Here is a 22,205-nt window from a genome sequence, read left to right on the forward strand (position 1 = left end):
CCATAACCAGCCAATCGCCAACGTCAGCTAACCGGCGGGTCACTTCTAAATCCTCGGCCGCGATTATTTATTCCAATTTGCAGTTGGTTGCCCGTTGAGTCGCTTCTCGATACCCGTCATTGGATGGGTAAAAGTGAATCCAATGGCGAGGCTGTACCTCCTGCGGCCACCTTCAATACATGGGTGTAAATCATGGTCGTACTCACGTCGCTGTGCCCCAGAAGCTCCTGCACGGTGCGGATGTCGGTGCCCGCCTGCAGTAGGTGCGTTGCAAATGAGTGGCGCAAGGTGTGAACGGATACGGGCTTAGCGATGCCCGCCTGTACAACCGCCTTTTTGAGGGCACGCTGCAGGCGTTCCTCGAATAAGTGATGGCGGCGAACCACACCGCTACGTGGATCGGTCGACAACGTGGGCGACGGAAACATCCAAAACCAACCCCATGTGTTACCCACCTTCGGATATTTGACCTCCAGTGCGTGGGGCGTGTCTACGCCGCCGCGCTGAGCCAATCGATCCGCCTCCCACAGACTTCGAGCGATTAACATCTGCCGTTTGAGGGCGCCTTCAAGCGAATGCGGCAGCATCACGACCCGGTCCTTATTGCCCTTCGCCTCGCGCACAACAATGGCATGGCGGTCAAAGTCAACGTCTTTGACGCGCAAGCGCAAGCCCTCCATCAAACGCATACCGGTGCCGTACAGCAATCGAGCAAGTAGTGCAGTGGTCCCTTCCATCTGCACCAAAAGGCTTGCGACCTCCTCTTTGGTCAACACCGTCGGGATGCGCTTGGTCTGATGGGGACGGCCGATATTGTTGAGCCATGGCAAATCGATGTTGAGTACTTCTCGGTACAAAAAGAGGATGGCGCTGAGCGCCTGGTTGTGAGTGGACGCTGATACCTTGCGCTCATTGGCCATCATGGACAGAAACGCCTCCACCTCTTGAACACCCATGTCTCTGGGATGGCGCATGCCGCCAAGCTGGGTGGCACTCCAACGGACGAAAAAGCGCACCCAGTACAGGTAGGCCTTTTCCGTCTTCAAGCTATAGTGCAAATACCGAACCCGCTCGCGTACCTGATCGAGCAAGCGGGCAGACTGCAACGGAGGAGCGCCGGGTTTCATGGAAAATTTATACCTGTTTATTCATCCAGTATATGGACACCAAAGCCAGCAGACAAGCGGGTTTCGCTGTTTTTTCAAAAAAGATGTATCGTCGCGTCCCTGGTGTATCCACCGGTATGACCTAACTACATTACTACAAGGGCTTCCCCACTTTTGTCAAACAAAAATCCACCGGGGTTGAATCGCGCAAGCGATTGACCCCGCACTGCTTTTGGCTCCAAGTTCTGCGCTGAGCTGTGCTTTTCAAGTGACAAGAGGTGCGGACAGCGAAACTACAAACGGTCATTGCTGCAGACATGACGCCTGCGGACCCTGATGAAAGACGCACGTGGGGGACTCATTCGTTAGCCGAGCACACCGAGGTGTCTCCGTAATGTAGTCAGTCACTCCCCACGCAGGTCCAACCTTTTGCACATCAACACTAGCTTTCACGCGGTGACATCAACGAACCCTGTTTTTAATATTCAAAGCTCAGGTGGGCAAACAGAACGCATCCCCCCGGTTGAGCACTGCCCAACACATTCGCGCATTCTTAGCGGCAATAGCCACAATCGCTCTCCAGTAGCCTCGCCGCTCGGCTAAGCTCATGGCCCATTTGCTTACTGAATCCGTTTTATTCTTCGCAGCAACCAGCACGGCCCGTGCACCCAATACCAACAATGAGCGCAAATACGGATCGCCAGCTTTGGTAATGTGACCCAAGCGCTGCTTACCACCTGAGCTGTATTGCCCCGGAACAAGGCCTAGCCAAGCACTGAGCTGCCTACCACTCTTGAAGTCGTGTCCATTGCCAATGGTGCTGACAAGTGCCGTAGCTGTCGTCGGCCCCACTCCGGGTAATTGCATCAGACGCTGTGTAGCTAAATCTGCTTTGGCCAGTGTGGCGATGTGTTGGTCGTATTGGGTGACGCGCTCATCCAGGCGGCTTACCTCGCTGAGCAGGTCCCCGATTACGGTGTTGATCCAGCCAGGCAAATCTTCAAGTCGATGCAGTGCCTCACGTCGAACGACGGCAGCTTTCTGGGGCAAAACCACACCAAACTCAGAAAGCAGACCACGAATGCGGTTAATCGTTGCGGTGCGTTGTTCGACAAAGCCTTGTCGGGCACGATGCACCAGCAAGTGCCCTTGTTGCTCCAGCGACTTGATCGGCACGAAGCGCATATTTGGTCGGGTAACTGCTTCACAGATGGCGGCTGCATCCGCTGCGTCATTTTTGCCACGCTTACCCGACAGCCTATATGGCACCACGAACTTGGGTGCCATCAAACGAGCGGTGTGGCCGAACTTCTCAAATTCACGTGCCCAGTGGTGTGCGCCCGAGCAGGCTTCCATTCCGATGAGACACGGCGGTAGTTTCGCTATCATTTCCAGCAGCTTGCCGCGCGCAACACTGGGGCGCACCAGAGCGGGCTTGCCCGTCTCGTCTACGCCATGAACGGCAAAGACATTCTTTGCCAGATCGATTCCAACGGTTACGATAGTCATGATTTCCCCTCTCAAAACAAGTTGATGAAAAGATTTGCCTCTCCATCTTGGCACTTAGTTGCCGTAAACCGCAACCCTGACGGGACGCGGCTTGTTTGGGACGGGGAAGTCCCTTTCATTCGTTAAAGCGCATATGGATCTGTTCACTTCACCTTGGGCCTCAATGACAAAGCGCAAGCTGTTTGGGACCATCGCGTTCGTCATTGCCATGTTCATAGCTATTGCTGCTCTGGGACAACTTTGGATCACGACCTCCGAACCATATGAGCTGGGTCGTTCCGCAGTTGGTTCCAAGCTCAACGTACAGCCCACTGCGGTTGAGCTAAAGCGGTTTGCCTCATTTCGCTTTGCTCAAAGCGATTTTTCGGGTGAGGCATTGTTTGTGCTCTGTGCGCCCGAAGCGCGTTGTTTTACCGTCGTCGCAAAGAAACGCGATGCGCGTTGGTCTATTGTTGATCTTGTGGAACGCTGAAGTGGCTGCAATGCTCTTTAACATGCCAGTCGAGCGGACCGCCTACGGCGCTCGCTCACCTTTACGTTAAAGCACATCAAATGACCACCACGCTGCGTTGGCTTGCGATACCTCCTGCAATAGTTGCAGCGTGGGCTCTTACGTTCCTTCTCGGATTTGGTTTGAGTGACGTGGCTACTCGCTTCTGTCCTGCTGAGGATATGGTCTCAGGAATGTGCACGGCGTACTGGTACCGATATGTCGAGGGCGGCATCATCGCAGGGTGCGCTGGAATTGCGGCCGCATTAATTCTTGTGGTTTCCGTTCTTCTCGCTCCTTCTCATCGTGCAACCGTTGCGTCAGTGGTCCTCGGTGGTGGCGTTGCGGTAGCCTTTTACATGGCGTATGTGGCAGGGTCGTGGGATAGTTTCGGCGTAGCCGTCCTAGCTGGCGCTATCGCATGGTTTGCGATACTACGGCGGACGCAAATGCACGTAAGGGGGCCAGATGTGCTCTAACATTTCGGCCCACATGGACACCCAGCAGCAGGTTGCCGCTGCGCGGCGCATGCTGCGTGCCAGTGGCCTCCAACGTTGAACTGCAACTTGAAGACGCTGATCGTCAGTTGCGAATTTCGTTTGGTCGTTTCGATGAGCGACCTGATGACGTGGTCGTCAGTTTCCGATGGGCCGGAGGTGAATCATCCGAAGCTGCAGGCCGTTCTTGATGCGCTGGGGGCCTGTGTCGACCTTGTGCCGCTCGCCAATGCCTATTTCGGCGACTTCGCTCGCGCTGGCTGCGGTGATGTTCATGTATTTGACTGGACCAACAGCGACGGCAGCGCAATAGCCATCGACACCTACAACGATCCAACGGATCAGCTGGACTTGATCGAGTTGTTCATCAGGTGTTCGGGTACCCAGATCGGCGATGTTGCTGAACGCGTTTGGTCTTACTTCAATGCCTGCGAAATCCAGATCGGCGCTTCTCAGCACGCCGTTTGCGAGCGGCTACGCAATGCGCTTGATGGCAGTAAATTTCCGCGCCTGGTCGGCAACAGCGGCTTTTCACAGCGCCAGATTCGGCACACTGCCGTTCAACCCTTTGCTCCAGCGGACGGCTTCGCCGCCCGCTGAGCGCGAACGTTAGACCACACGAGGTCCCAAACATATGTCCGTTGCCAGTGAAACCGTGATCATCCAAGCCGAGTCGCGCCTTCGGCAAGCAATGTTGGGCTCTGACCTTGCATCGCTCGATCGATTGATTTCAGGCGACCTCCTATTCACGAATCATCTTGGCCAGCTGCTGAGCAAGCAGGCCGACCTTTCAGCACACGGCTCGGGCCTGCTCAAGTTCACAAAGCTCGAACCATCTGAGCAAGCGGTTGTCGTCCACGATCAATTCGCGGTAGTCTCTGTGAAGATGAGGACAGAAGGTGTCTACGCCAACGAGCTCTTCTCGGCGAGTATCAGATACACCCGCGTTTGGGCGCCCGCAAGTAGCGAAAGCTGGCACGTAGTCGCGGGCCATAGCAGCTTGGTTCCAGAAGGGTAGCGCGGTGTGGTCTAACCCTACGGTCAAGCGTACGCTGCGCGATGAAGCCGCGCAGCGCCGCTTACCTCCACGTTGGACGCCAGCTACCGCATCCTCTCACCATACATTAGGGTATTTCGCATGAATAAACGCTTTCTCAGTATTGCTTTACTCGCTGCATTTGTCAGCTTGCCTATCTCCGTGTTGGCGCAAGAGGTAAAGCGCACCCCACTGCCTAAAGATCACCCGCTTATTGGCAGTTGGAAAATCGATCTTCCTCAGGCGCAGTGCTTTGAGCTTTACAACATTCACCAAGATGGAACCATGGCGGGTACTAGTGGCGCGCAGGCTGCCGAGTCTGAGTTTGAAATTTCGGCCAGTCCTAGCTCGCTAGGCTTCTACAAATGGGTAGACAAAATCACTAGAGACAATGGCAAACCAGATTGCATGGGATCAATCATGGAGGTTGGTCATGTCGCTACCAATTTCATTGCACTTCACCGGGCAGGCAAGATGTTTCTTTTGTGCGAAAAGGAAGACCTAAACACTTGCATTGGCCCGTTCAATCTTCAACCATGACGCCCAACAGGTCGGCCCACATGGAAACACAACATCAGGTTGTCGCTGCGCGACGAGTGTTGCATTCCAGTGGCCTTCAACGTTATACAAGCAAGGGTGGAAAAATTGAGACTCGATAAGGCTTCGTCCATCTTAGTCGGCTGCATTTCGCTACTGTGGCTATATAAAAGCTTTTCTACCGATCTTGAGTTTGCGATACCGGCAACCCTCTTCGCAATTTGCTCCATATTTCTTTATAACGGCACAAGGAGAGCCAAATGGGCTGCGCTCTTACTTGTGCGGTTAAATGTCCTGATGAATTTTTTGGTTGCCACGTTTATGTCTGAGAGACCGCCACTTGCAAGCACATCTGCAGAGGTGTCAGTCGAGCTGCAAATATCAAACTTTTTATGTTTTATATCGTTGGCAGTTCTATGTGTATCCATTTTGAAGTGGCGGATTCAAGCTCGAAGTGCAACGGCTTGTTGATGGAACTGTAACTGGTTCATAAAAACTTCATGGGGCGTCTTGAAGCCCAGGCACTTTCTGGGACGATGATTGAGGCGATCCATGGCAAAGGCAATGTCCTTTTGCTTGATGGAATCAAAGGCCATCTTCTTTGGGAAGAACTGACGGATAAGACCGTTCATGTTTTCGTTGGCCCCGCGCTCCCAGGAGGCATAGGGATGCGCAAAGAAGAAGTCTGCGTTCAGGGATGAGGCCACACGCTCATGCTGCGCAAACTCCTTGCCATTGTCCGTCGTGAGTGTGTGCACGCAATGTGCGAACGGCTGCAACAAGGCAATCATGGTGTCGCCCACGGCTTGGGCCGTCTTGAATGGCACGTGGGCGATCAAAGAATAGCGAGAGGTGCGCTCGTTCATCGTCACCAGCGCCTGCTTCTGCCCTGCACCGATGACCAGATCAGCCTCCCAGTCCCCAAATCTGGCGCGCTGGTCCACGATGTCGGGGCGTAGCTCTATCGAGACCTGATTGGGAATGGTGCCACGCCGCTCACGGCCCCCGTAACGCTTCTTGCGGGCCTTTTGGCAGCGTAGCGTCTGGTGCAAAGTGCCACCGCATCGTTTGTCGGCGTAGATCCGCTGATAGATGCTCTCATGACTGACGCCCGGTTGCCCATTGACTTCAAGGTAGCCGCTGATTTGTTCGGGACTCCAGGCAAGGTCAAGTTTGCTATCCACCACGACCCATATCGCATCAGCAATCCTGCGGCCGTTTTGGCAGGCAGACATACGCTCCTGTGAGAGCTGATGGGCTTGCTTGGGGCGGTAGCCGCGCAAACCCCGGTTGCGGCGCAGCTCCCGACTAATGGTTGACTTGTGGCGCCCCATCAGTTGCGCAATGCTACTTTGGTCATGATGGGCTTTGGCGAGGATGGCAATCTGGTAGCGTTCGTCTTGGGTGAGATGTGTATAGGTCATTCAGGGCAACTTTGACTTGGCGGTCGAGGGGCTCGGATGCTCTCACATCTCGCCCACCCAACCGGTTAATTACAAAGTTGCACTTCGGACTTGAATCCGCGCCAGTATTCATGAGTAGCGCGCGCTAAAAATTACTCAGGGTGATTAACCTGCCTGCTTCTTTTTTAAGCAGGACCGAAGGAGATGATCACCATGAAAGATTTGGGCATTGTTCGACGCTTGTTTTACCGTGACGGGTTGTCGGTATCGGAGATTGAAAGACGCACGGGGCTTACCCGAAAGACGATCAGCAAATGGCTCAATGCGGCTGAACGCACGGAACCGAAGTACCCGCGGCGAGTAGCAGATGACACCAAGATTGCGCCGTTTGCGGCGCAACTGACCAAGGCCCTGGAGGTGGATAGTCGGCGCCCCAAGCGTGACCGGCGCACTGCACTGAGGCTATTCAAGGACATCCAGGCGCAGGGATTTGACGGAGACTACAGCCGCGTCACCGAGTTTGTTCGCAAGTGGCGAGAGGCTGGTGGTCAATCCGTGGTCAAGGCCTTTGTTCCTTTGCGGTTTGAGCTCGGGGAAGCATTCCAGTTTGACTGGAGCGAGGAGCGGCTGCTCGTGGGCGGGGTGTGGCGCAAGATTCTGGCCGCACACCTGAAGTTGTGTGCAAGCCGTGCCTTTGTGCTGCAGGCCTACCCCACCCAGAGCCACGAAATGCTGTTCGATGCGCACACCCGTTCGTTCATGGCGCTGGGCGGGATCCCCAGACGGGGCATTTACGACAACATGCGCACGGCGGTGGACAAGGTCAACAAGGGCAAGAGCCGCGTCGTCAATACACGCTTTGCAGCGATGGCCTCGCACTACCTGTTTGATCCGGACTTCTGCAATGTCGCCAGTGGCTGGGAGAAAGGCGTGGTGGAGAAGAACGTGCAGGACAGTCGGTTGCGGATTTGGCAGGACGCAGCCAAGGAGAGGTTCGGCTCCTTCACCGAGCTCAACTTGTGGCTACTGGCACGGTGCCGGGCTCTGTGGAACGAACTGCGGCATACGGAATTCACAGAGCACACCATCGCGGAGATACTCGAGCATGAGCAAAGCAGCCTCATGCCCATGGTGGCGCCATTTGACGGGTATGTGGAAACGCTGGGCAAGGTCAGCAGCACCAGCTTGGTGATCTATGACAGAAGCCGTTACTCCGTACCCTGTGAACTGGTCGGTCAGATTGTGAGTGTGCGGGTGTACCCGGAACGCATTGACTTCGTCGCGCACGACGCCTTGGTGGCCAGCCATGTGCGCTGCTTTGAGCGCAAGCAAACACGCTACGACTGGCAGCACTACATCCCGATCATCGAACGCAAGCCTGGTGCCCTGCGCAACGGCGCGCCCTTTGCAGACATGCCGCAACCGCTCATGCGGTTGCGGGCTTTGCTGCTCAAACATGAAGGGGGCGATCGGGTCATGGCCAAGGTACTGGCGGCCGTTCCCAGGTCCGGTCTGGAAGCGGTGCTGGTGGCCGTGGAACTGGTCCTGGAGTCGGGCAACCCAAGCGCCGAGCATGTTGAAAACGTGCTGAACCGGCTGAAGTCAGCGACGCCCCCCGAATCCGTAGAGACCCACTTGGAGGTAAATGAAGAGCCCATTGCTGATGCTGGTCGGTATGACACCTTGCGTGCGGAGGTGAATCATGCGTGAAGTCGCCACAGAGCTGAAGGACTTGCGCCTGTACGGTATGTCCAGCGCCTGGGATGACCTGGTCGCACAGGGCAATTCTGCGGGTCTGCAAACCGCACGATGGCTGGTAGAGCACTTGCTGGATATGGAACACACCGACCGTGCCATGCGGTCCATCCGCTACCAATTGCACAGTGCCAAGTTCCCGGTGCACCGTGATCTGGCAGGGTTTGAGTTCGATCATTCCAAGGTGGACCAAGGTCTGATCAAAGAACTCGCAACCTTGTCATTCACAGAAGCTGCACACAACGTGGTCTTCATCGGAGGCACGGGAACCGGCAAGACACACCTGGCAACAGCATTGGGCGTGGCGGGGATTACCCAGCACAGCAAGCGGGTGCGGTTTTACTCCACAGTGGATCTGGTAAACCTGCTGGAGCAAGAGAAGGCTGCGGGCAAGGCAGGCAAGCTGGCCTTTGCACTGATGCGCATGGACTTGGTGATTCTGGATGAGTTGGGCTACCTGCCATTTAGCCAGGCTGGAGGTGCCTTGCTGTTTCACCTACTGTCCAAGCTGTACGAGCACACCAGCGTCATGATCACCACCAACCTGACGTTCGCGGAATGGGCCAGCGTGTTTGGCGACGCGAAAATGACTACGGCACTGTTGGACCGGCTTACGCACCATTGCCACATTGTGGAGACTGGAAACGAGTCATACCGATTCCGCCACAGCAGCGCAACTGCCAAATCCAGGATCAAGGCAAGGGAACAAACCAAGCGGCCCAAAGCCACTGAAAAAGAGGAGCCATTCTGAGACGTTCTCAGCGTGGAAATCCGCTTCGGGCTACGCCCTGCGCGGCTTCCCACGCTGGTTTTGAATGAACAGAAAGTTCATCACAAAACTACCGTTGGGATAAACTTATCCACAGGTCAGTCGTTCAAGACTGGCTGCATTCCCTGAGTATTCGTTCATCGCGCACTGCTGAGGAATATTGGATGCGCGCCGACAAGCGGGCAACGATGCAATCACCGCAAGCTGGGGCGCCGATAACATCAACGCTGGTGATGGCAACAACGTTGTTAACGCGGGTGGTGGTAACAACACGATCATCACGGGAAGTGGCAATGACACCATCACGGCAGAATGGGGCAACGACGTCATCAACAGCGGCGCTGGAAACGATTTGATCTCGGCAGGTTGGGGGGCAGACACCATCAATGCCGGCGCTGGGGATGACACCATCACCACGGGCGGAGGCAATGATACGGTCCGTGCAGGTCTGGGCAATGACACCATCATTGCCGACCAGTGGAGCAATGACACGTATTTCTTTGCAGCCGGGGATGGCCAAGATAGCCTGCTGGATGCGGGGGGCCAAGACCAGTTGGTCTTGGAGAACATCAGTTCCAGCCAGCTGTGGTTTACCCATACCGGCAACGACCTGAACATCAACGTCATCGGCACCACGGACAGCATCACCCTGAAGGACTGGTATTCTGGATCCCAGTATCCTGGCAGCCAATACCATGCAGAGCAGATCCAGACCAGCGATGGCAAAGTCCTACTGGATAGTCAAGTGCAAAACCTGGTGGATGCGATGGCGGCGTTTGCGCCCCCGACTGCGGGGCAGACGACGCTGGCGGCGGACTACGCGAATACGCTGGCGCCGGTGATTGCGGCGAGCTGGCAGTAAGCCGGAGAGAGGGCGCAGTGCGCATCGTATTGCGCCCTAGAGTACGGTAGGGCGGCATGTCAATGAACCGGCGCGCTAGTCCATTGCCAAAGATCTTTAGCAATGCCCGCCCGAGTGGTGGGTCTCTACTGGAATGGGTGGCCTAGTTTGGATTGGACGAAGTAGCGCTTTTGAATCAGAACAGGCGGCGGGTTTGGACTGGAATGACTGGCTGTATTGATCTGGAATACGCAGCCTCACAAAATTCAATAGTAAAAGCCACCAAGGAAGAGCACTCGCTAAGCAGTGGAGTGGCAATGCGTCTGGATGAAATCTCGCGGATGGACATGCCTTCTCACAATGCCCAACGCCTGATGACATTCAATGCCGCCACGTCTATCACTCCTATCGGTGGAGTGAATCCTTTGGAATGAGCCACTGGGGGCTGACGAACTAATGAACTAAATATACCGCTTAGGCCTTCATATGGGCCCAAAGTATCTCTCTTCGACCTATGCGGCACAGTTATGCCGCCCTAAGCGGCACGTTTATGCTACCAGCGACACTTTCATTTCCCTGCTTCAAACCGCCAAGGCGTTGACCTCGGTGTCAAGCTGCAACCAGCGAGCGGCTGCATCGCGCAAGTCGTTAACTGGGCCCGTGGTGTAGAAGCGGGTGGGCGCGGTCGATGCGGATTCTTGGCTTGCCAGCAAGCCCGCGGCCTCCAGCAGCCGCCGGGTTTGGCGTGCCACCGGGGCGCCACCTTCCAGCAGGGTGACGTGTTCGCCGATGGACTGGCGCAGCATCGGCTCCACAAAGGGGTAGTGGGTGCAGCCCAGCACCAGTGTGTCCATGGCGCCAGAATTCAAGCCAAATTGGCCCATAGCCCCCGTGTAATCTGTGCAAAGCGCTTCTATTTTGATAGCGTCATTGTGCTCAATGGCAATCGCCAGGCCGTCGCAAGGCTGCAGTACAAAGGTGGCTTGTCCGTGCAATGACGCGAGTAGGGCCTGGAACTTCTCACTCTGCAGCGTGCCGCGGGTGGCCATGACCCCCACGGTTTTGGTCTGGCTGGCCGCCGCCGCAGGTTTGAGTGCGGGCTCAATGCCCACCAGCGGAATGCTCGGGTAGGCCGCGCGCAAGGTTTTGATGGCCGCCGCCGTAGCCGTGTTGCAGGCCACCACCAGCGCCTTGATCTGGTGGTGGCCCAGCAAGTAGTCGGTGATGGCGTGGGAGCGGGTGGTGACGTGGCCATCATCCCTCTCGCCATAGGGCGCGTTGCCGCTGTCGGCCACGTAGACAAACTGTTCGTGTGGCAGCTCTGCGCGCAGCGCGCGCAGCACGCTCAAGCCGCCCACGCCGCTGTCAAACACCCCGATGGGGTGGCTGACAGAGGGCTTTGTCGCTGCGACTACCAAGGGCTTAGCGCGAGGTGACGGGAATGCTCTTGAACTCGCCGGTGGCGATCTTCTTTTGCCACTCGGCGGGGCCGGTGATGTGGGCGCTGGTGCCGCCCGAATCCACGGCCACGGTGACGGGCATGTCGACCACGTCGAACTCGTAAATCGCTTCCATGCCCAGGTCTTCAAAACCGACCACCTTGGCAGCCTTGATCGCCTTGCTGACGAGGTAGGCCGCGCCGCCCACGGCCATCAGGTACGCACTCTTGTGCTTCTTGATGGCTTCGATGGCGACCGGGCCGCGTTCGGCCTTGCCGACCATGGAGATCAGGCCGGTTTGGGCCAGCATCATTTCGGTGAAGCCGTCCATCCGGGTGGCGGTGGTCGGGCCAGCGGGGCCCACCGCTTCGCCCTTGATGGGGTCCACGGGGCCCACGTAGTAGATGACGCGGTTGGTGAAGTCCACGGGCAGCTTTTCGCCCTTGGCCAGCATTTGCTGGATGCGCTTGTGCGCGGCGTCGCGGCCGGTCAGCATCTTGCCGTTCAAGAGCAGGGTTTGGCCGGGTTTCCAGCTTGCCACTTCGTCCTTGGTCAGGGTGTTCAGGTCCACGCGCTTGCTGAGTTCGGTGTTGGGGGTCCAGTTCACGTTGGGCCATAGGTCTAATGAGGGCGGAGTCAGGTAGACCGGGCCGCTGCCATCCATGGCAAAGTGCGCGTGGCGGGTGGCCGCACAGTTGGGAATCATCGCAATCGGCTTGCTGGCCGCGTGGGTGGGGTACATCTTGATCTTGACGTCCAACACCGTGGTCAGTCCACCCAGGCCCTGCGCGCCAATGCCCAGTGCGTTGACCTTCTCAAACAGCTCCAGGCGCAGCTTTTCGACGTTGTCAAGCTCGGCGCCGCTGGCCTGCTTGGCCTGCAGCTCGTACATGTCCAGGTCGTCCATCAGGCTTTCCTTGGCCATCAGCACGGCTTTTTCGGCCGTGCCGCCAATGCCGATGCCCAGCATGCCGGGTGGGCACCAGCCCGCGCCCATGGTGGGCACCGTCTTCAAGACCCAGTCGACCACGTTATCGCCGGGGTTGAGCATGTACATCTTGCTCTTGTTCTCGGAGCCACCACCCTTGGCGGCCACCGTCACTTCGACGGTATTGCCGGGCACGATCTCGGTGAAGATGACCGCGGGCGTGTTGTCCTTGGTGTTCTTGCGCTGGAACTCGGGGTCAGCCACCACGCTGGCGCGCAGGGTGTTGTCGGGGTGGTTGTAGCCCTGGCGCACGCCTTCGTTGACAGCGTCGTCCAGGCTGCCGGTAAAGCCTTCCCAGCGCACATCCATGCCGACCTTCAGGAACACGTTGACGATGCCGGTGTCCTGGCAGATCGGGCGGTGGCCCGTGGCGCTCATCTTGCTGTTGGTCAAGATTTGGGCAATCGCGTCTTTGGCGGCAGCGCTTTGCTCGCGTTCGTAGGCGCGGGCCAAGTGGGCAATGTAATCGGCCGGGTGGTAGTAGCTGATGTACTGCAGCGCGGCAGAGATGGATTCGATCAGGTCGGCTTGGCGGATGGAGGTCGTCATGGCGGTGGGCGGTGAGCGCAATCCCCGTGGCTGGGCATTGCTTTGATTGAGGGCTATGCTGAAAGTCTTCCAGCCGCTATTTTGACAGGTCAACCCCTGCCGAGCCTTCCGTGTGCCTTACAAAGGCGTGTACCGTGGTGCCTATTTGCCGTGGGCGAGGCCGTAAGCGGACGCCACATGCTGTCGGGACTTTCTTTTGCTATCAAATGAGTAGCTGCTTGCGCATATTCCATAAGGGCTAGGTGCCAAATTGGCTTGTATTTGCGGGCTAGCGCCTTGGAGGCGGATTTCGTGTGGTTTTGTAAGCTAGCCGCCAGTCAGTGGCTTGTAAGTGCAGGCCACCACAGTCCGGGCAGTTTTGATACGTTCGAGGAGACAAAAATATGAGTACATCGACATCTGCCATGGAATCCCTGCTGGTTGAAAACCGCGTGTTCCTCCCCAGCGAGGCCATGGTCAAAGCCGCTCGCATCTCAGGCATGGAGGGCTACAACGCCCTGTGCGCCGAAGCGGACAAGGACTTTGAAGGCTTCTGGGCTCGCTTGGCCCGCGATAACGTGGTGTGGAACAAGCCCTTCACCCGCACGCTGGACGAATCCAACGCGCCTTTTTACAAGTGGTTTGACGATGGCGAGCTCAACGCCTCGGCCAACTGCCTGGACAAACACATCGGCACGCCCACCGAGAACAAGGTGGCCGTGATCTTTGAAGCCGATGACGGAACCGTCACCAAGACCACCTACAAAGAGCTGCTGGCCCGCGTGAGCCAGTTCGCCAATGCGCTCAAAGCCGATGGTGTGAAAAAGGGCGACCGCGTGCTGGTCTACATGCCCATGACGCTGGAGGGCGTGATTGCCATGCAAGCCTGCGCGCGCATTGGCGCCACCCACAGCGTGGTGTTTGGCGGGTTCTCGGCCAAGGCCTTGCAAGAGCGCATCATCGACGCGGGTGCCGTGGCGGTGATCACCAGTAACTACCAGATGCGTGGCGGCAAAGAGCTGCCGCTCAAGGCCATCGTGGACGAAGGCCTGGGCTTGGGGGGCTGTGACACCATCAAGACCGTGTACGTTTTCCAGCGCACCAAGACTGCTTGCAACATGGTGCCCGGCCGCGACAAAACCTTTGACGAAGCCCTGGCTGGCAAGAGCACTGAATGCGCACCCGTGCCCGTGGGCGCGGAGCACCCGCTGTTCATCCTCTACACCTCGGGCTCCACCGGCAAGCCCAAGGGCGTGCAGCACTCCACCGGCGGTTACCTGCTGTGGGCCAAGCTCACCATGGACTGGACCTTTGACCTGAAGCCCGAAGACGTGTTCTGGTGCACCGCCGACATAGGCTGGATCACCGGCCACACCTATGTGGCCTACGGCCCCTTGGCTGCAGGTGCCACACAAATCATCTTTGAAGGCGTGCCGACTTTTCCGAACGCGGGCCGCTTCTGGCAGATGATCGAGCGCCACAAGTGCACGATTTTCTACACCGCGCCCACCGCCATTCGTTCGCTGATCAAGGCCGCTGAAAGTGATGCCGCAGTGCACCCGGACCGCTCCGACTTGTCCAGTCTGCGCATCCTTGGCTCAGTGGGCGAGCCCATCAACCCCGAAGCGTGGATGTGGTACTACAAGAACGTGGGCCACGAAAACTGCCCCATCGTGGACACCTTCTGGCAGACCGAAACCGGCGGCCACATGATGACGCCGCTGCCCGGCGCCACACCGCTGGTGCCCGGCAGCTGCACGCTGCCACTGCCCGGCATCATGGCTGCCATCGTGGACGAGGTGGGCAATGACATCGCCAACGGCACCGGCGGCATCTTGGTGGTCAAGCGCCCTTGGCCGTCGATGATCCGCACCATCTGGAATGACCCCGAGCGTTTCAAGAAAGCCTACTTCCCCGAGGAGATGGGCGGCAAGCTTTACCTGGCCGGTGACGGTGCGGTGCGCAGTGCCGACCGTGGCTATTTCCGCATCACCGGCCGTATCGACGACGTGCTCAACGTGTCGGGCCACCGCATGGGCACGATGGAAATTGAATCCGCGCTGGTGGCCAAGACCGACCTGGTGGCTGAAGCCGCCGTGGTGGGCCGCCCTGATGACCTGACTGGCGAAGCCATCTGCGCATTTGTGGTGCTCAAGCGCCCCATGCCCAAGGGCGACGAAGCCAAAGCGATTGCCAAGGAACTGCGCGACTGGGTAGCGAAGGAAATTGGCCCGATTGCCAAGCCCAAGGACATCCGCTTTGGCGAGAACCTGCCCAAGACCCGTTCCGGCAAGATCATGCGCCGCCTGCTGCGTTCGCTAGCCAAAGGCGAAGCGGTCACGCAAGACACCTCGACCCTGGAGAATCCGGCGATTCTCGATCAATTGGGCCAAGCTTACTGATTGGCCATGTGGGGCGATGTCAATCGCCCCACCCAAATAAAAAGCCGCTGCACTTGCGTGTGGCGGCTTTTTATTTGGGCGGCCGGCTTTTGCAAGCGGGCCGCTGTTCCTCGGGCCTTACTTGGTGGCCAGCACCCAGGCGGCCAACTTTTTGGCGTCTGCTTCGTTGACTTGGGCGTTGGCAGGCATGGGCACAGCACCCCAGACACCGCTGCCGCCCTTGATGATTTTGGTGGCCAGCTTGTCCACGGCGGTCTTGTCGCCCTTGTACTTGGCGGCCACATCCTTGTAGGCGGGGCCAACCAGTTTCTTGTCTACGGCATGGCAGGCCATGCAGTTCTTGGAGGTGGCCAGCGCCAAGTCTGCAAAGGCGGGAGCAGCCGACAGGATGGCGCTTGCGCCGAATGCCAAAGTGATCAGGGACTTTTTCATTGAGACCTCGTGGGTTGGTTTACAGTGCTTCAACGCCATTGTAGTAACAGAGGTTGACGCCACGCTTGCGCTGGCGCAATCCAGTAGGAGACAGTCATGTATTTTCTGGGAATCGGTTTGGTGCTTTTGTTGTTGAAGTACCTGGAAGTGGATCCAGTGGCTGCCTGGTCCTGGTTGACCGTGCTCGCGCCTTTCGGTTTGGCCGTGGCGTGGTGGGCCTGGGCCGACAGTTCCGGGTATACCAAGCGCAAGGCCATGGAGCGTGAAAACGCACGCAAACAAGAGCGCATCGATAGAAACCGCAAAGCCATAGGCACTCTGGGCAGCAAGAAGCGCCGATAAGAGGCGCTGGGACATAATTGCAGCTGGTTTTTAGCCCATCCACCCCCCGAATCTTCAAGAATCACCATGCCAGCTTACCGTTCCAAGACCTCCACCGCCGGCCGCAACATGGCGGGTGCACGCTCCTTGTGGCGCGCCACCGGCATGAAGGACGCTGACTTCAGCAAACCCATCATCGCCGTGGTCAACAGCTTTACCCAGTTCGTGCCCGGCCATGTGCACCTCAAAGACTTGGGCCAGCTGGTGGCGCGCGAGATTGAAGCGGCGGGTGGTGTGGCCAAGGAATTCAATACCATTGCCGTGGACGATGGCATTGCCATGGGGCACGACGGCATGCTGTATTCGCTGCCCAGCCGCGACATCATTGCTGACAGTGTCGAATACATGGTCAACGCCCACTGCGCGGATGCCATGGTCTGCATCTCCAACTGCGACAAGATCACCCCTGGCATGCTGATGGCCGCCATGCGCCTGAACATTCCCGTGGTGTTTGTGTCCGGCGGCCCCATGGAGGCGGGCAAGGTCAAGCTCCTCAACCCCACCACCCAAAAGATCGAGTTCAAAAAGCTGGACTTGATTGATGCCATGGTGATGGCGGCCGACGACAAGGTGAGCGACGCCGATGTGGCCGAAGTGGAGCGCTCTGCCTGCCCTACTTGTGGTTCGTGCTCGGGCATGTTCACCGCCAACTCCATGAACTGCCTGACCGAAGCGTTGGGCCTGTCCTTGCCAGGTAACGGCACCGTGGTGGCCACACACGCTGACCGCGAGCAGCTGTTCAAGCGCGCTGGCAGCCTGGCCGTAGAACTGTGCAAGCGCTATTACGAAGAAGAAGACAGCAGCATCCTGCCGCGTTCCATGGGTTTCAAGGCGTTTGAGAATGCCATCGCGCTGGATATTGCCATGGGTGGGTCCACCAACACCATTCTGCACATCCTGGCAATTGCGCAGGAAGCGGAAATCGACTTCACCATGGCCGACATCGACCGCATGTCCAAGATCGTGCCGCAGTTGTGCAAGGTCGCGCCCAACACCAACAAATACCACATTGAAGACGTGCACCGCGCAGGCGGCATCATGGGCATTTTGGGTGAGCTGGACCGTGCGGGTCGCCTACACACCGATGTGCCCACCGTGCACAGCAAGACCATGAAGGACGCACTGGATGCTTGGGACATTGCCCGCAATCCATCGGACGCTGTCAAGACCTTTTACATGGCCGGCCCCGGTGGCATTCCCACGCAAGTGGCGTTCAGCCAGGCCGCCCGTTGGCCCAGCTTGGACACCGATCGCGCCGAGGGTTGCATCCGTTCGTTTGACCATGCTTTCAGCAAAGAGGGTGGATTGGCCGTGCTGGTCGGCAACATCGCGCTCAATGGCTGCGTAGTGAAGACGGCAGGCGTGGACGACAGCCTGCTGGTCTTTGAAGGCCCTGCCCACGTGGTGGAGTCGCAAGACGAGGCGGTGGCCAATATCTTGGCCGACAAGGTGGTGGCCGGTGACGTGGTCATCGTGCGTTACGAAGGCCCCAAGGGCGGCCCCGGCATGCAAGAGATGCTGTACCCCACCAGCTACATCAAGTCCAAAGGCCTCGGCAAGGCGTGCGCGCTGCTGACCGATGGCCGTTTCTCGGGCGGTACATCCGGCCTGTCCATCGGCCACGCCTCGCCCGAGGCGGCGGCGGGTGGTGCCATTGGCCTGGTGCGCAATGGCGATCGCATTCGCATTGACATCCCCAATCGCAGCATCAATGTGCTGGTGTCAGACGAAGAGTTGGCCAAGCGCCGTGTGGAGCAGGACACGCTGGGCTGGAAGCCCGCCCAGCCACGCCCACGCAAGGTGTCAGCCGCTCTCAAAGCCTATGCCAAGCTGGTGATGTCAGCCGACAAGGGCGCGGTGCGCGACCTGTCCCTGCTCGACGACTGAGATTCATCGCCTGGGGGCCTGAGCGGCCTCCGGGCCGGGGCACAATGCTGCCCATGCTGATTCACCCTCAAATTGACCCTGTTGCCCTCCAGCTCGGCCCTGTGGCCGTGCACTGGTATGGCCTGACCTACCTCGCGGCGTTTGCGCTGTTCCTGTTCTTGGGTAGCCGCCGCTTGCGCCAGGCACCGTACAACGCCTTGCAGGGGCAGGCCGCCTGGAGCTTCAAGGATGTGGAAGACATCCTGTTTCTGGGCGTGTTGGGCGTGGTCTTGGGCGGGCGCATTGGCTACTGTCTGTTTTACAAGCCGGGTTACTACGCCACCCACCCGCTGGAGGTGTTTTTTGTCTGGCAGGGCGGCATGAGCTTTCACGGGGGCATGTTGGGCGTGATTGCGTCCATGGTCTGGTTTGCACGGTCGCGCGGCCGCTCGTTCTGGCAAGTGGCCGACTTTGTGGCGCCTTGCGTGCCCACAGGGTTGGCTGCCGGACGGGTGGGCAACTTCCTGAATGGTGAGCTGTGGGGGCGCCTGGCCGACCCCACGCTGCCTTGGGGAATGGTATTTCGCGGCGCGGGGGATGCACCACGCCATCCCTCGCAGGTCTACCAGTTTCTTTTGGAAGGCCTGCTGCTGTTTATGTTGCTGTGGTGGTACGCCAGCAAGCCGCGCAAGCAGGGGCAAGTGGCTGCGGCATTTTTGTTTGGCTACGGTGTCTTCCGTTTTGTTGCGGAGTTCTTCCGTGAACCCGATGCCCACCTGCTGTGGCTGCAGCAGCAAACCGGCATGAGCATGGGCCAGTGGTTGTGCGTGCCCATGATGGTGGGGGGCGTCGGCCTGTGGCTGTGGGCCGGCCGCCAAACCACCAAACCCTGAGCGCCTGCTAGGGTAAACACCGGGCCGAAATGGCTTGACCATCGCGGTCTGCAGGTTTGTAATTATCCGTAATTACAGAAAATTACGGCGATGCGACTGATCCACAACTCCCTGCACGACGAGGTCGCCGATGGCCTGCGGGCGCGGATTTTTGATGGAGCGCTGGCACCGGGCAGTTTCATCGATGAGGTGGCCTTGTGTGCTGAATTGGCCATCTCACGCACACCGCTGCGCGAAGCGCTCAAGGTGCTGGCGGCAGAAGGCCTGGTGCGCCATGAGCCACGCCGTGGAAGTTTTGTGAGCCAGGTGACCGAGCAGGACCTGGACGAGATCTTCCCCGTGATCGCACTGCTCGAAGGCCGCTGTGCGCTGGAGGCTAGCCACAATGCCACCGATGCGGACATTGCCGCGCTGGAGACTCTGCACACCAGCCTGCAGCAGCACGCCGCAGCCAAGCGCATTACCGATTACTACGCGGTCAACTACGCCATCCACGAAGCCATCATCACCCTGGCCAACAACCGCTGGCTGGCCCAGGTGATTGCCGATTTGCGCAAAATCCTCAAGCTTGCGCGCTTGCAGCAGTTGCATGCGCCGGGGCGCCTGGAGCAAAGCTTGAGCGAGCATCTGGCTGTGTTTGCCGCCATCAAGGCGCGTGATGGCGAAGCCGCCGACGCCACCATGCGCACCCATTTGCTGCGCCAGCGCGATGCGCTGCGCGAACTCTCCCGTAGCCAGAAAAGCAGGTTGCTCGCATGAACCAGGACTCGTGGATCAATCGCAATGTGGCGCGGCTCATGCCCAAAAGTTCCAAGTCAAAAGACGCCTCGGAGCCCGTGGAGTCTGCGCCAATAGCTCCTAAAGATGTAGCAAAAAGCGCCGGAGGTGCTGGCACTGCCAAGGCGCCGGTGGGCCAGCGCAGCACCCGGGCGCGCCTGCAGGCCACCTTGCGCCACACCGGTGAGGCACTGTCGCCGCGCATGCTGCGCCGCACGCTGCAGGAGCTGCAGGCCGTGATTGACGACCGCGTGAGCGAAGTGGAGGGCGGACGCCGTGCGGCTGCGCTGATGGCGTGGTACGCCGGTGCCACGCCGGCCCGGCGCCAGGACATGTGGCTGCTGATGAGCGAGATGTTCATGGCCGACCCGGACAAGGTGAAGGCCGCCCAAGCGAAGTTTGCCGCCGCACTGGGCACACCCGACGAGGCCGCTGCCGAGGTGCACTACCGCCGCGCCACCGTGTCGCCGCGCCGGCGTGTGCTGCAGCGCTTTAGCGCCGACGCCACCGGCATCCGCTTTTTGGTGAACCTGCGCGCCGAGATGCAACCGGCCCTGAAGGGCGACAAGCGCCTGCAGGCGCTGGATGTGGAGATGGAGTACATGTTCTCCACGTGGTTTGATGTGGGCTTTCTGGAGCTGCGCCGCATCAGCTGGGACTCGCCGGCCTCGCTGGTGGAAAAACTCATCAAGTACGAGGCGGTGCACGACATCAAGAGTTGGGCCGATGTGAAGAATCGGCTCGACTCGGACCGCCGGTGTTACGGCTTCTTCCACCCGCGCCTGCCCGACGAGCCGCTGATTTTTGTGGAGGTGGCGCTGGTCGATGCGCTGGCCGACAGCATCACGCCGCTGCTGGATGAGTCGGCCGATGCCTCAGATCTGGGCGCTGCCACCACCGCCATTTTTTACTCCATCAGCAACACGCAGGAAGGTCTGCGCGGCGTGAGTTTTGGCGACTCGTTGATCAAACGGGTGGTGGAAACACTCAAGGCCGAATTTCCCAAACTCAAGACCTTTGCCACGTTGTCGCCGATTCCGGGGTTCCGGTCCTGGTTGGGAAAAAACGCGGCGGCTGCGTTGGAGCGCCTGGACGCCAAGAGTCATGCGGAGCTGGGGCGCGCCGTGGGTTTTGAGCCTGCCTCCGCTGCGCATTTTCTGGCAGCGGCCGAGTCGCCGCTGGCGCTCAAACCGGCGTCCGCCGTGCGCCTGATGCTGCTGCGCTGCGCCGCGCAGTACCTGGGGCAAGAGACCGTGCAGGGCCGTCCGCTGGACGCGGTGGCGCGTTTTCACCTGGGCAATGGCGCCCGCGTGGAGCGGCTCAACTGGGCCAGCGACCCCTCGCCCAAGGGCCTCAAACAATCGTATGGTTTGATGGTCAATTACCTCTACGACCTCAAGCGCCTGGACAAGCACCGCGAGCTGCTGTCCCAGGGCAAGATTCCGGTGGCTCCGGCCATCAGTGAGCTGTTTTTTTGAGCGTGTTTTTAGTGTGTGCCCAGCCGATAACAAACAGGAGACAAGCATGACCCGATTCCCCAAACCTGATGGCACCAGCCGTCGCAGCCTTCTTGCCACCGGCGCCGCCGCCGCGGCCACTTGGGCGCTGGCGCCCTTGGCCGCGCTGGCCCAGGCCAAGTGGCCTGCCAAGCCTGTGAGCCTGGTGGTGCCTTTCCCGGCCGGTGGTGGTACCGACGCGTTTGCGCGCCCCATGGCGGCCCAGTTTGCCAAGCTCACCGGCACCCAGCTGGTGATTGACAACCGCGGTGGCGCGGGCGGCACACTGGGCGCCAGCATTGCGTCCAAGGCGGCGCCTGACGGGTACACCCTGTTCATGGGCGCGGTGCACCACGCCATTGCCCCCAGCATGTACCCCAAGCTGGACTACGACATCCAGAAAGACTTCATCCCGCTGGCACTGGTGGCCAACGTGCCCCAGGTGCTGGTGGTGAACCCCAAGAACGTGCCGGGCGACTTCAAGGCCTTTCTGGCGCAGGTCAAGGCCAACCCCGGCAAGATGAACTACGGCTCCGCCGGTGGCGGCACATCCCACCACCTGGCGGGCGAGCTGTTCAAACAGCAAACCAATACCTTCATTACCCACATTCCGTACCGCGGTGCGGGCCCCGCGTTGCAAGACTTGATGGCCGGCAGTGTGGACATGATGTTTGACGGCCTGGGTTCATCCGCAGCCCACATCAAGGGCGGACGTATCAAGGCGCTCATGGTGTCTGGCACCAAGCGCAACCCGGCTTTCCCGGACGTGCCCTGCGCGGGTGAGTTGGGCCTGCCCGACTACACCGTGACCACCTGGTACGGCCTGTGGGCGCCCAAGGGCACGCCGGCCGATGTGCAGGCGCGCATTGTGGAAGAGGTAAACCGCCTGGCCGCCGCCGACGAGATCAAGGCCAGCTGGGCCAACAACGGCGCCGAGTTTGGCAAGCTCACGCCCGCGCAGTTCGGTGCCTTTGTGGCCGCCGAGGTAAAGCGCTGGGCCGCGGTGGTGAAAGCCTCTGGCGCCAAGCTGGACTGAAACAGAAACACCCACAGGCAGCAA

Annotated in this window: 21 protein-coding genes; 15 read left to right on the plus strand and 6 right to left on the minus strand. The window is 59.0% G+C overall.

Annotated elements, in window-relative coordinates:
• Positions 1-116: 116 nt before the first annotated feature.
• Both U5O12_RS09580 and U5O12_RS09585 read right to left on the minus strand, forming a co-directional pair.
• On the minus strand, positions 117-1,127 hold the full coding sequence (locus U5O12_RS09580; protein WP_322578414.1) for an integron integrase: 1,011 nt from the start codon (positions 1,125-1,127) through the stop codon (positions 117-119).
• Between the two features lie 471 nt (positions 1,128-1,598).
• On the minus strand, positions 1,599-2,615 hold the full coding sequence (locus U5O12_RS09585) for an IS110 family transposase (protein ID WP_322578415.1): 1,017 nt from the start codon (positions 2,613-2,615) through the stop codon (positions 1,599-1,601).
• A 133-nt stretch (positions 2,616-2,748) separates the two neighbouring features.
• Here U5O12_RS09585 and U5O12_RS09590 point away from each other — a divergent pair, with 133 nt between their 5' ends.
• From U5O12_RS09590 to U5O12_RS09605, 4 genes are all read left to right on the plus strand, one after another.
• Entirely contained in the window at positions 2,749-3,087 is a 339-nt protein-coding gene (locus U5O12_RS09590) for a hypothetical protein (protein WP_322578416.1), read from the plus strand.
• Between the two features lie 584 nt (positions 3,088-3,671).
• Positions 3,672-4,202, plus strand: coding sequence for a hypothetical protein (locus U5O12_RS09595; protein WP_322578417.1), 531 nt, complete (start codon positions 3,672-3,674; stop codon positions 4,200-4,202).
• A gap of 34 nt (positions 4,203-4,236) precedes the next feature.
• A complete protein-coding gene (locus tag U5O12_RS09600) occupies positions 4,237-4,620 on the plus strand; it encodes a nuclear transport factor 2 family protein (protein ID WP_322578418.1) in 384 nt (127 codons plus the stop codon).
• Between the two features lie 120 nt (positions 4,621-4,740).
• Positions 4,741-5,178 (plus strand): hypothetical protein, encoded by a 438-nt coding sequence (locus U5O12_RS09605; protein ID WP_322578419.1) that lies wholly within the window; start codon positions 4,741-4,743, stop codon positions 5,176-5,178.
• A gap of 440 nt (positions 5,179-5,618) precedes the next feature.
• Here U5O12_RS09605 and U5O12_RS09610 read toward each other — a convergent pair whose 3' ends face one another.
• Positions 5,619-6,599, minus strand: coding sequence for an IS30 family transposase (locus tag U5O12_RS09610; protein ID WP_322578420.1), 981 nt, complete (start codon positions 6,597-6,599; stop codon positions 5,619-5,621).
• 192 nt (positions 6,600-6,791) lie between these two features.
• Here U5O12_RS09610 and istA point away from each other — a divergent pair, with 192 nt between their 5' ends.
• The 4 genes from istA (at position 6,792) to U5O12_RS09630 (ending at position 10,377) form a co-directional block, all read left to right on the plus strand.
• Positions 6,792-8,288 (plus strand): IS21 family transposase, encoded by a 1,497-nt coding sequence (gene istA / locus U5O12_RS09615; protein ID WP_322578421.1) that lies wholly within the window; start codon positions 6,792-6,794, stop codon positions 8,286-8,288.
• The gene (gene istB, locus U5O12_RS09620; protein ID WP_416221475.1) at positions 8,278-9,084 is read left to right on the plus strand and encodes an IS21-like element helper ATPase IstB; all 807 of its coding nucleotides are present in this window, start codon (positions 8,278-8,280) and stop codon (positions 9,082-9,084) included. The genes istA and istB overlap by 11 nt, the downstream gene beginning before the upstream one ends.
• A 178-nt stretch (positions 9,085-9,262) precedes the next feature.
• Complete coding sequence (locus tag U5O12_RS09625; RefSeq protein WP_322578423.1) at positions 9,263-9,964, plus strand: calcium-binding protein; 702 nt, start codon at positions 9,263-9,265, stop codon at positions 9,962-9,964.
• Between the two features lie 203 nt (positions 9,965-10,167).
• Positions 10,168-10,377, plus strand: coding sequence for a hypothetical protein (locus U5O12_RS09630; protein WP_322578424.1), 210 nt, complete (start codon positions 10,168-10,170; stop codon positions 10,375-10,377).
• A gap of 147 nt (positions 10,378-10,524) precedes the next feature.
• Here the strand turns inward: U5O12_RS09630 and murI are convergent, their stop codons facing one another.
• Together murI and U5O12_RS09640 are read right to left on the minus strand one after the other, a co-directional pair.
• Positions 10,525-11,361: a glutamate racemase gene (gene murI / locus U5O12_RS09635; protein ID WP_322578425.1), complete on the minus strand. Its 837-nt coding sequence runs from the start codon at positions 11,359-11,361 to the stop codon at positions 10,525-10,527.
• Positions 11,362-11,365: 4 nt separating this feature from the next.
• Positions 11,366-12,919, minus strand: coding sequence for a fumarate hydratase (locus tag U5O12_RS09640; protein ID WP_322578426.1), 1,554 nt, complete (start codon positions 12,917-12,919; stop codon positions 11,366-11,368).
• A 383-nt stretch (positions 12,920-13,302) separates the two neighbouring features.
• Between U5O12_RS09640 and acs the strand changes: the two genes are divergently transcribed.
• Positions 13,303-15,300, plus strand: a complete 1,998-nt coding sequence (gene acs / locus U5O12_RS09645; protein ID WP_322578427.1) for an acetate--CoA ligase — start codon at positions 13,303-13,305, stop codon at positions 15,298-15,300.
• A gap of 117 nt (positions 15,301-15,417) precedes the next feature.
• Here acs and U5O12_RS09650 read toward each other — a convergent pair whose 3' ends face one another.
• Positions 15,418-15,732: a c-type cytochrome gene (locus tag U5O12_RS09650; RefSeq protein WP_322578428.1), complete on the minus strand. Its 315-nt coding sequence runs from the start codon at positions 15,730-15,732 to the stop codon at positions 15,418-15,420.
• A gap of 96 nt (positions 15,733-15,828) precedes the next feature.
• Between U5O12_RS09650 and U5O12_RS09655 the strand changes: the two genes are divergently transcribed.
• The 6 genes from U5O12_RS09655 (at position 15,829) to U5O12_RS09680 (ending at position 22,181) form a co-directional block, all read left to right on the plus strand.
• Complete coding sequence (locus tag U5O12_RS09655; protein WP_322578429.1) at positions 15,829-16,074, plus strand: TIGR04438 family Trp-rich protein; 246 nt, start codon at positions 15,829-15,831, stop codon at positions 16,072-16,074.
• A gap of 66 nt (positions 16,075-16,140) precedes the next feature.
• A complete protein-coding gene (gene ilvD / locus U5O12_RS09660) occupies positions 16,141-18,000 on the plus strand; it encodes a dihydroxy-acid dehydratase (protein ID WP_322578431.1) in 1,860 nt (619 codons plus the stop codon).
• 53 nt (positions 18,001-18,053) lie between these two features.
• Positions 18,054-18,872: a prolipoprotein diacylglyceryl transferase gene (gene lgt / locus U5O12_RS09665; RefSeq protein ID WP_322578432.1), complete on the plus strand. Its 819-nt coding sequence runs from the start codon at positions 18,054-18,056 to the stop codon at positions 18,870-18,872.
• Positions 18,873-18,962: 90 nt separating this feature from the next.
• Complete coding sequence (locus U5O12_RS09670; protein WP_322578433.1) at positions 18,963-19,631, plus strand: GntR family transcriptional regulator; 669 nt, start codon at positions 18,963-18,965, stop codon at positions 19,629-19,631.
• A complete protein-coding gene (locus U5O12_RS09675; protein WP_322578434.1) occupies positions 19,628-21,127 on the plus strand; it encodes a malonyl-CoA decarboxylase domain-containing protein in 1,500 nt (499 codons plus the stop codon). The genes U5O12_RS09670 and U5O12_RS09675 overlap by 4 nt, the downstream gene beginning before the upstream one ends.
• Before the next feature lie 46 nt (positions 21,128-21,173).
• Positions 21,174-22,181 (plus strand): tripartite tricarboxylate transporter substrate binding protein, encoded by a 1,008-nt coding sequence (locus U5O12_RS09680; RefSeq protein ID WP_322578435.1) that lies wholly within the window; start codon positions 21,174-21,176, stop codon positions 22,179-22,181.
• Positions 22,182-22,205: the final 24 nt, after the last annotated feature.

It is taken from the genome of Rhodoferax sp. (genome assembly GCF_034519335.1).
GTDB lineage: Bacteria > Pseudomonadota > Gammaproteobacteria > Burkholderiales > Burkholderiaceae_C > Allorhodoferax.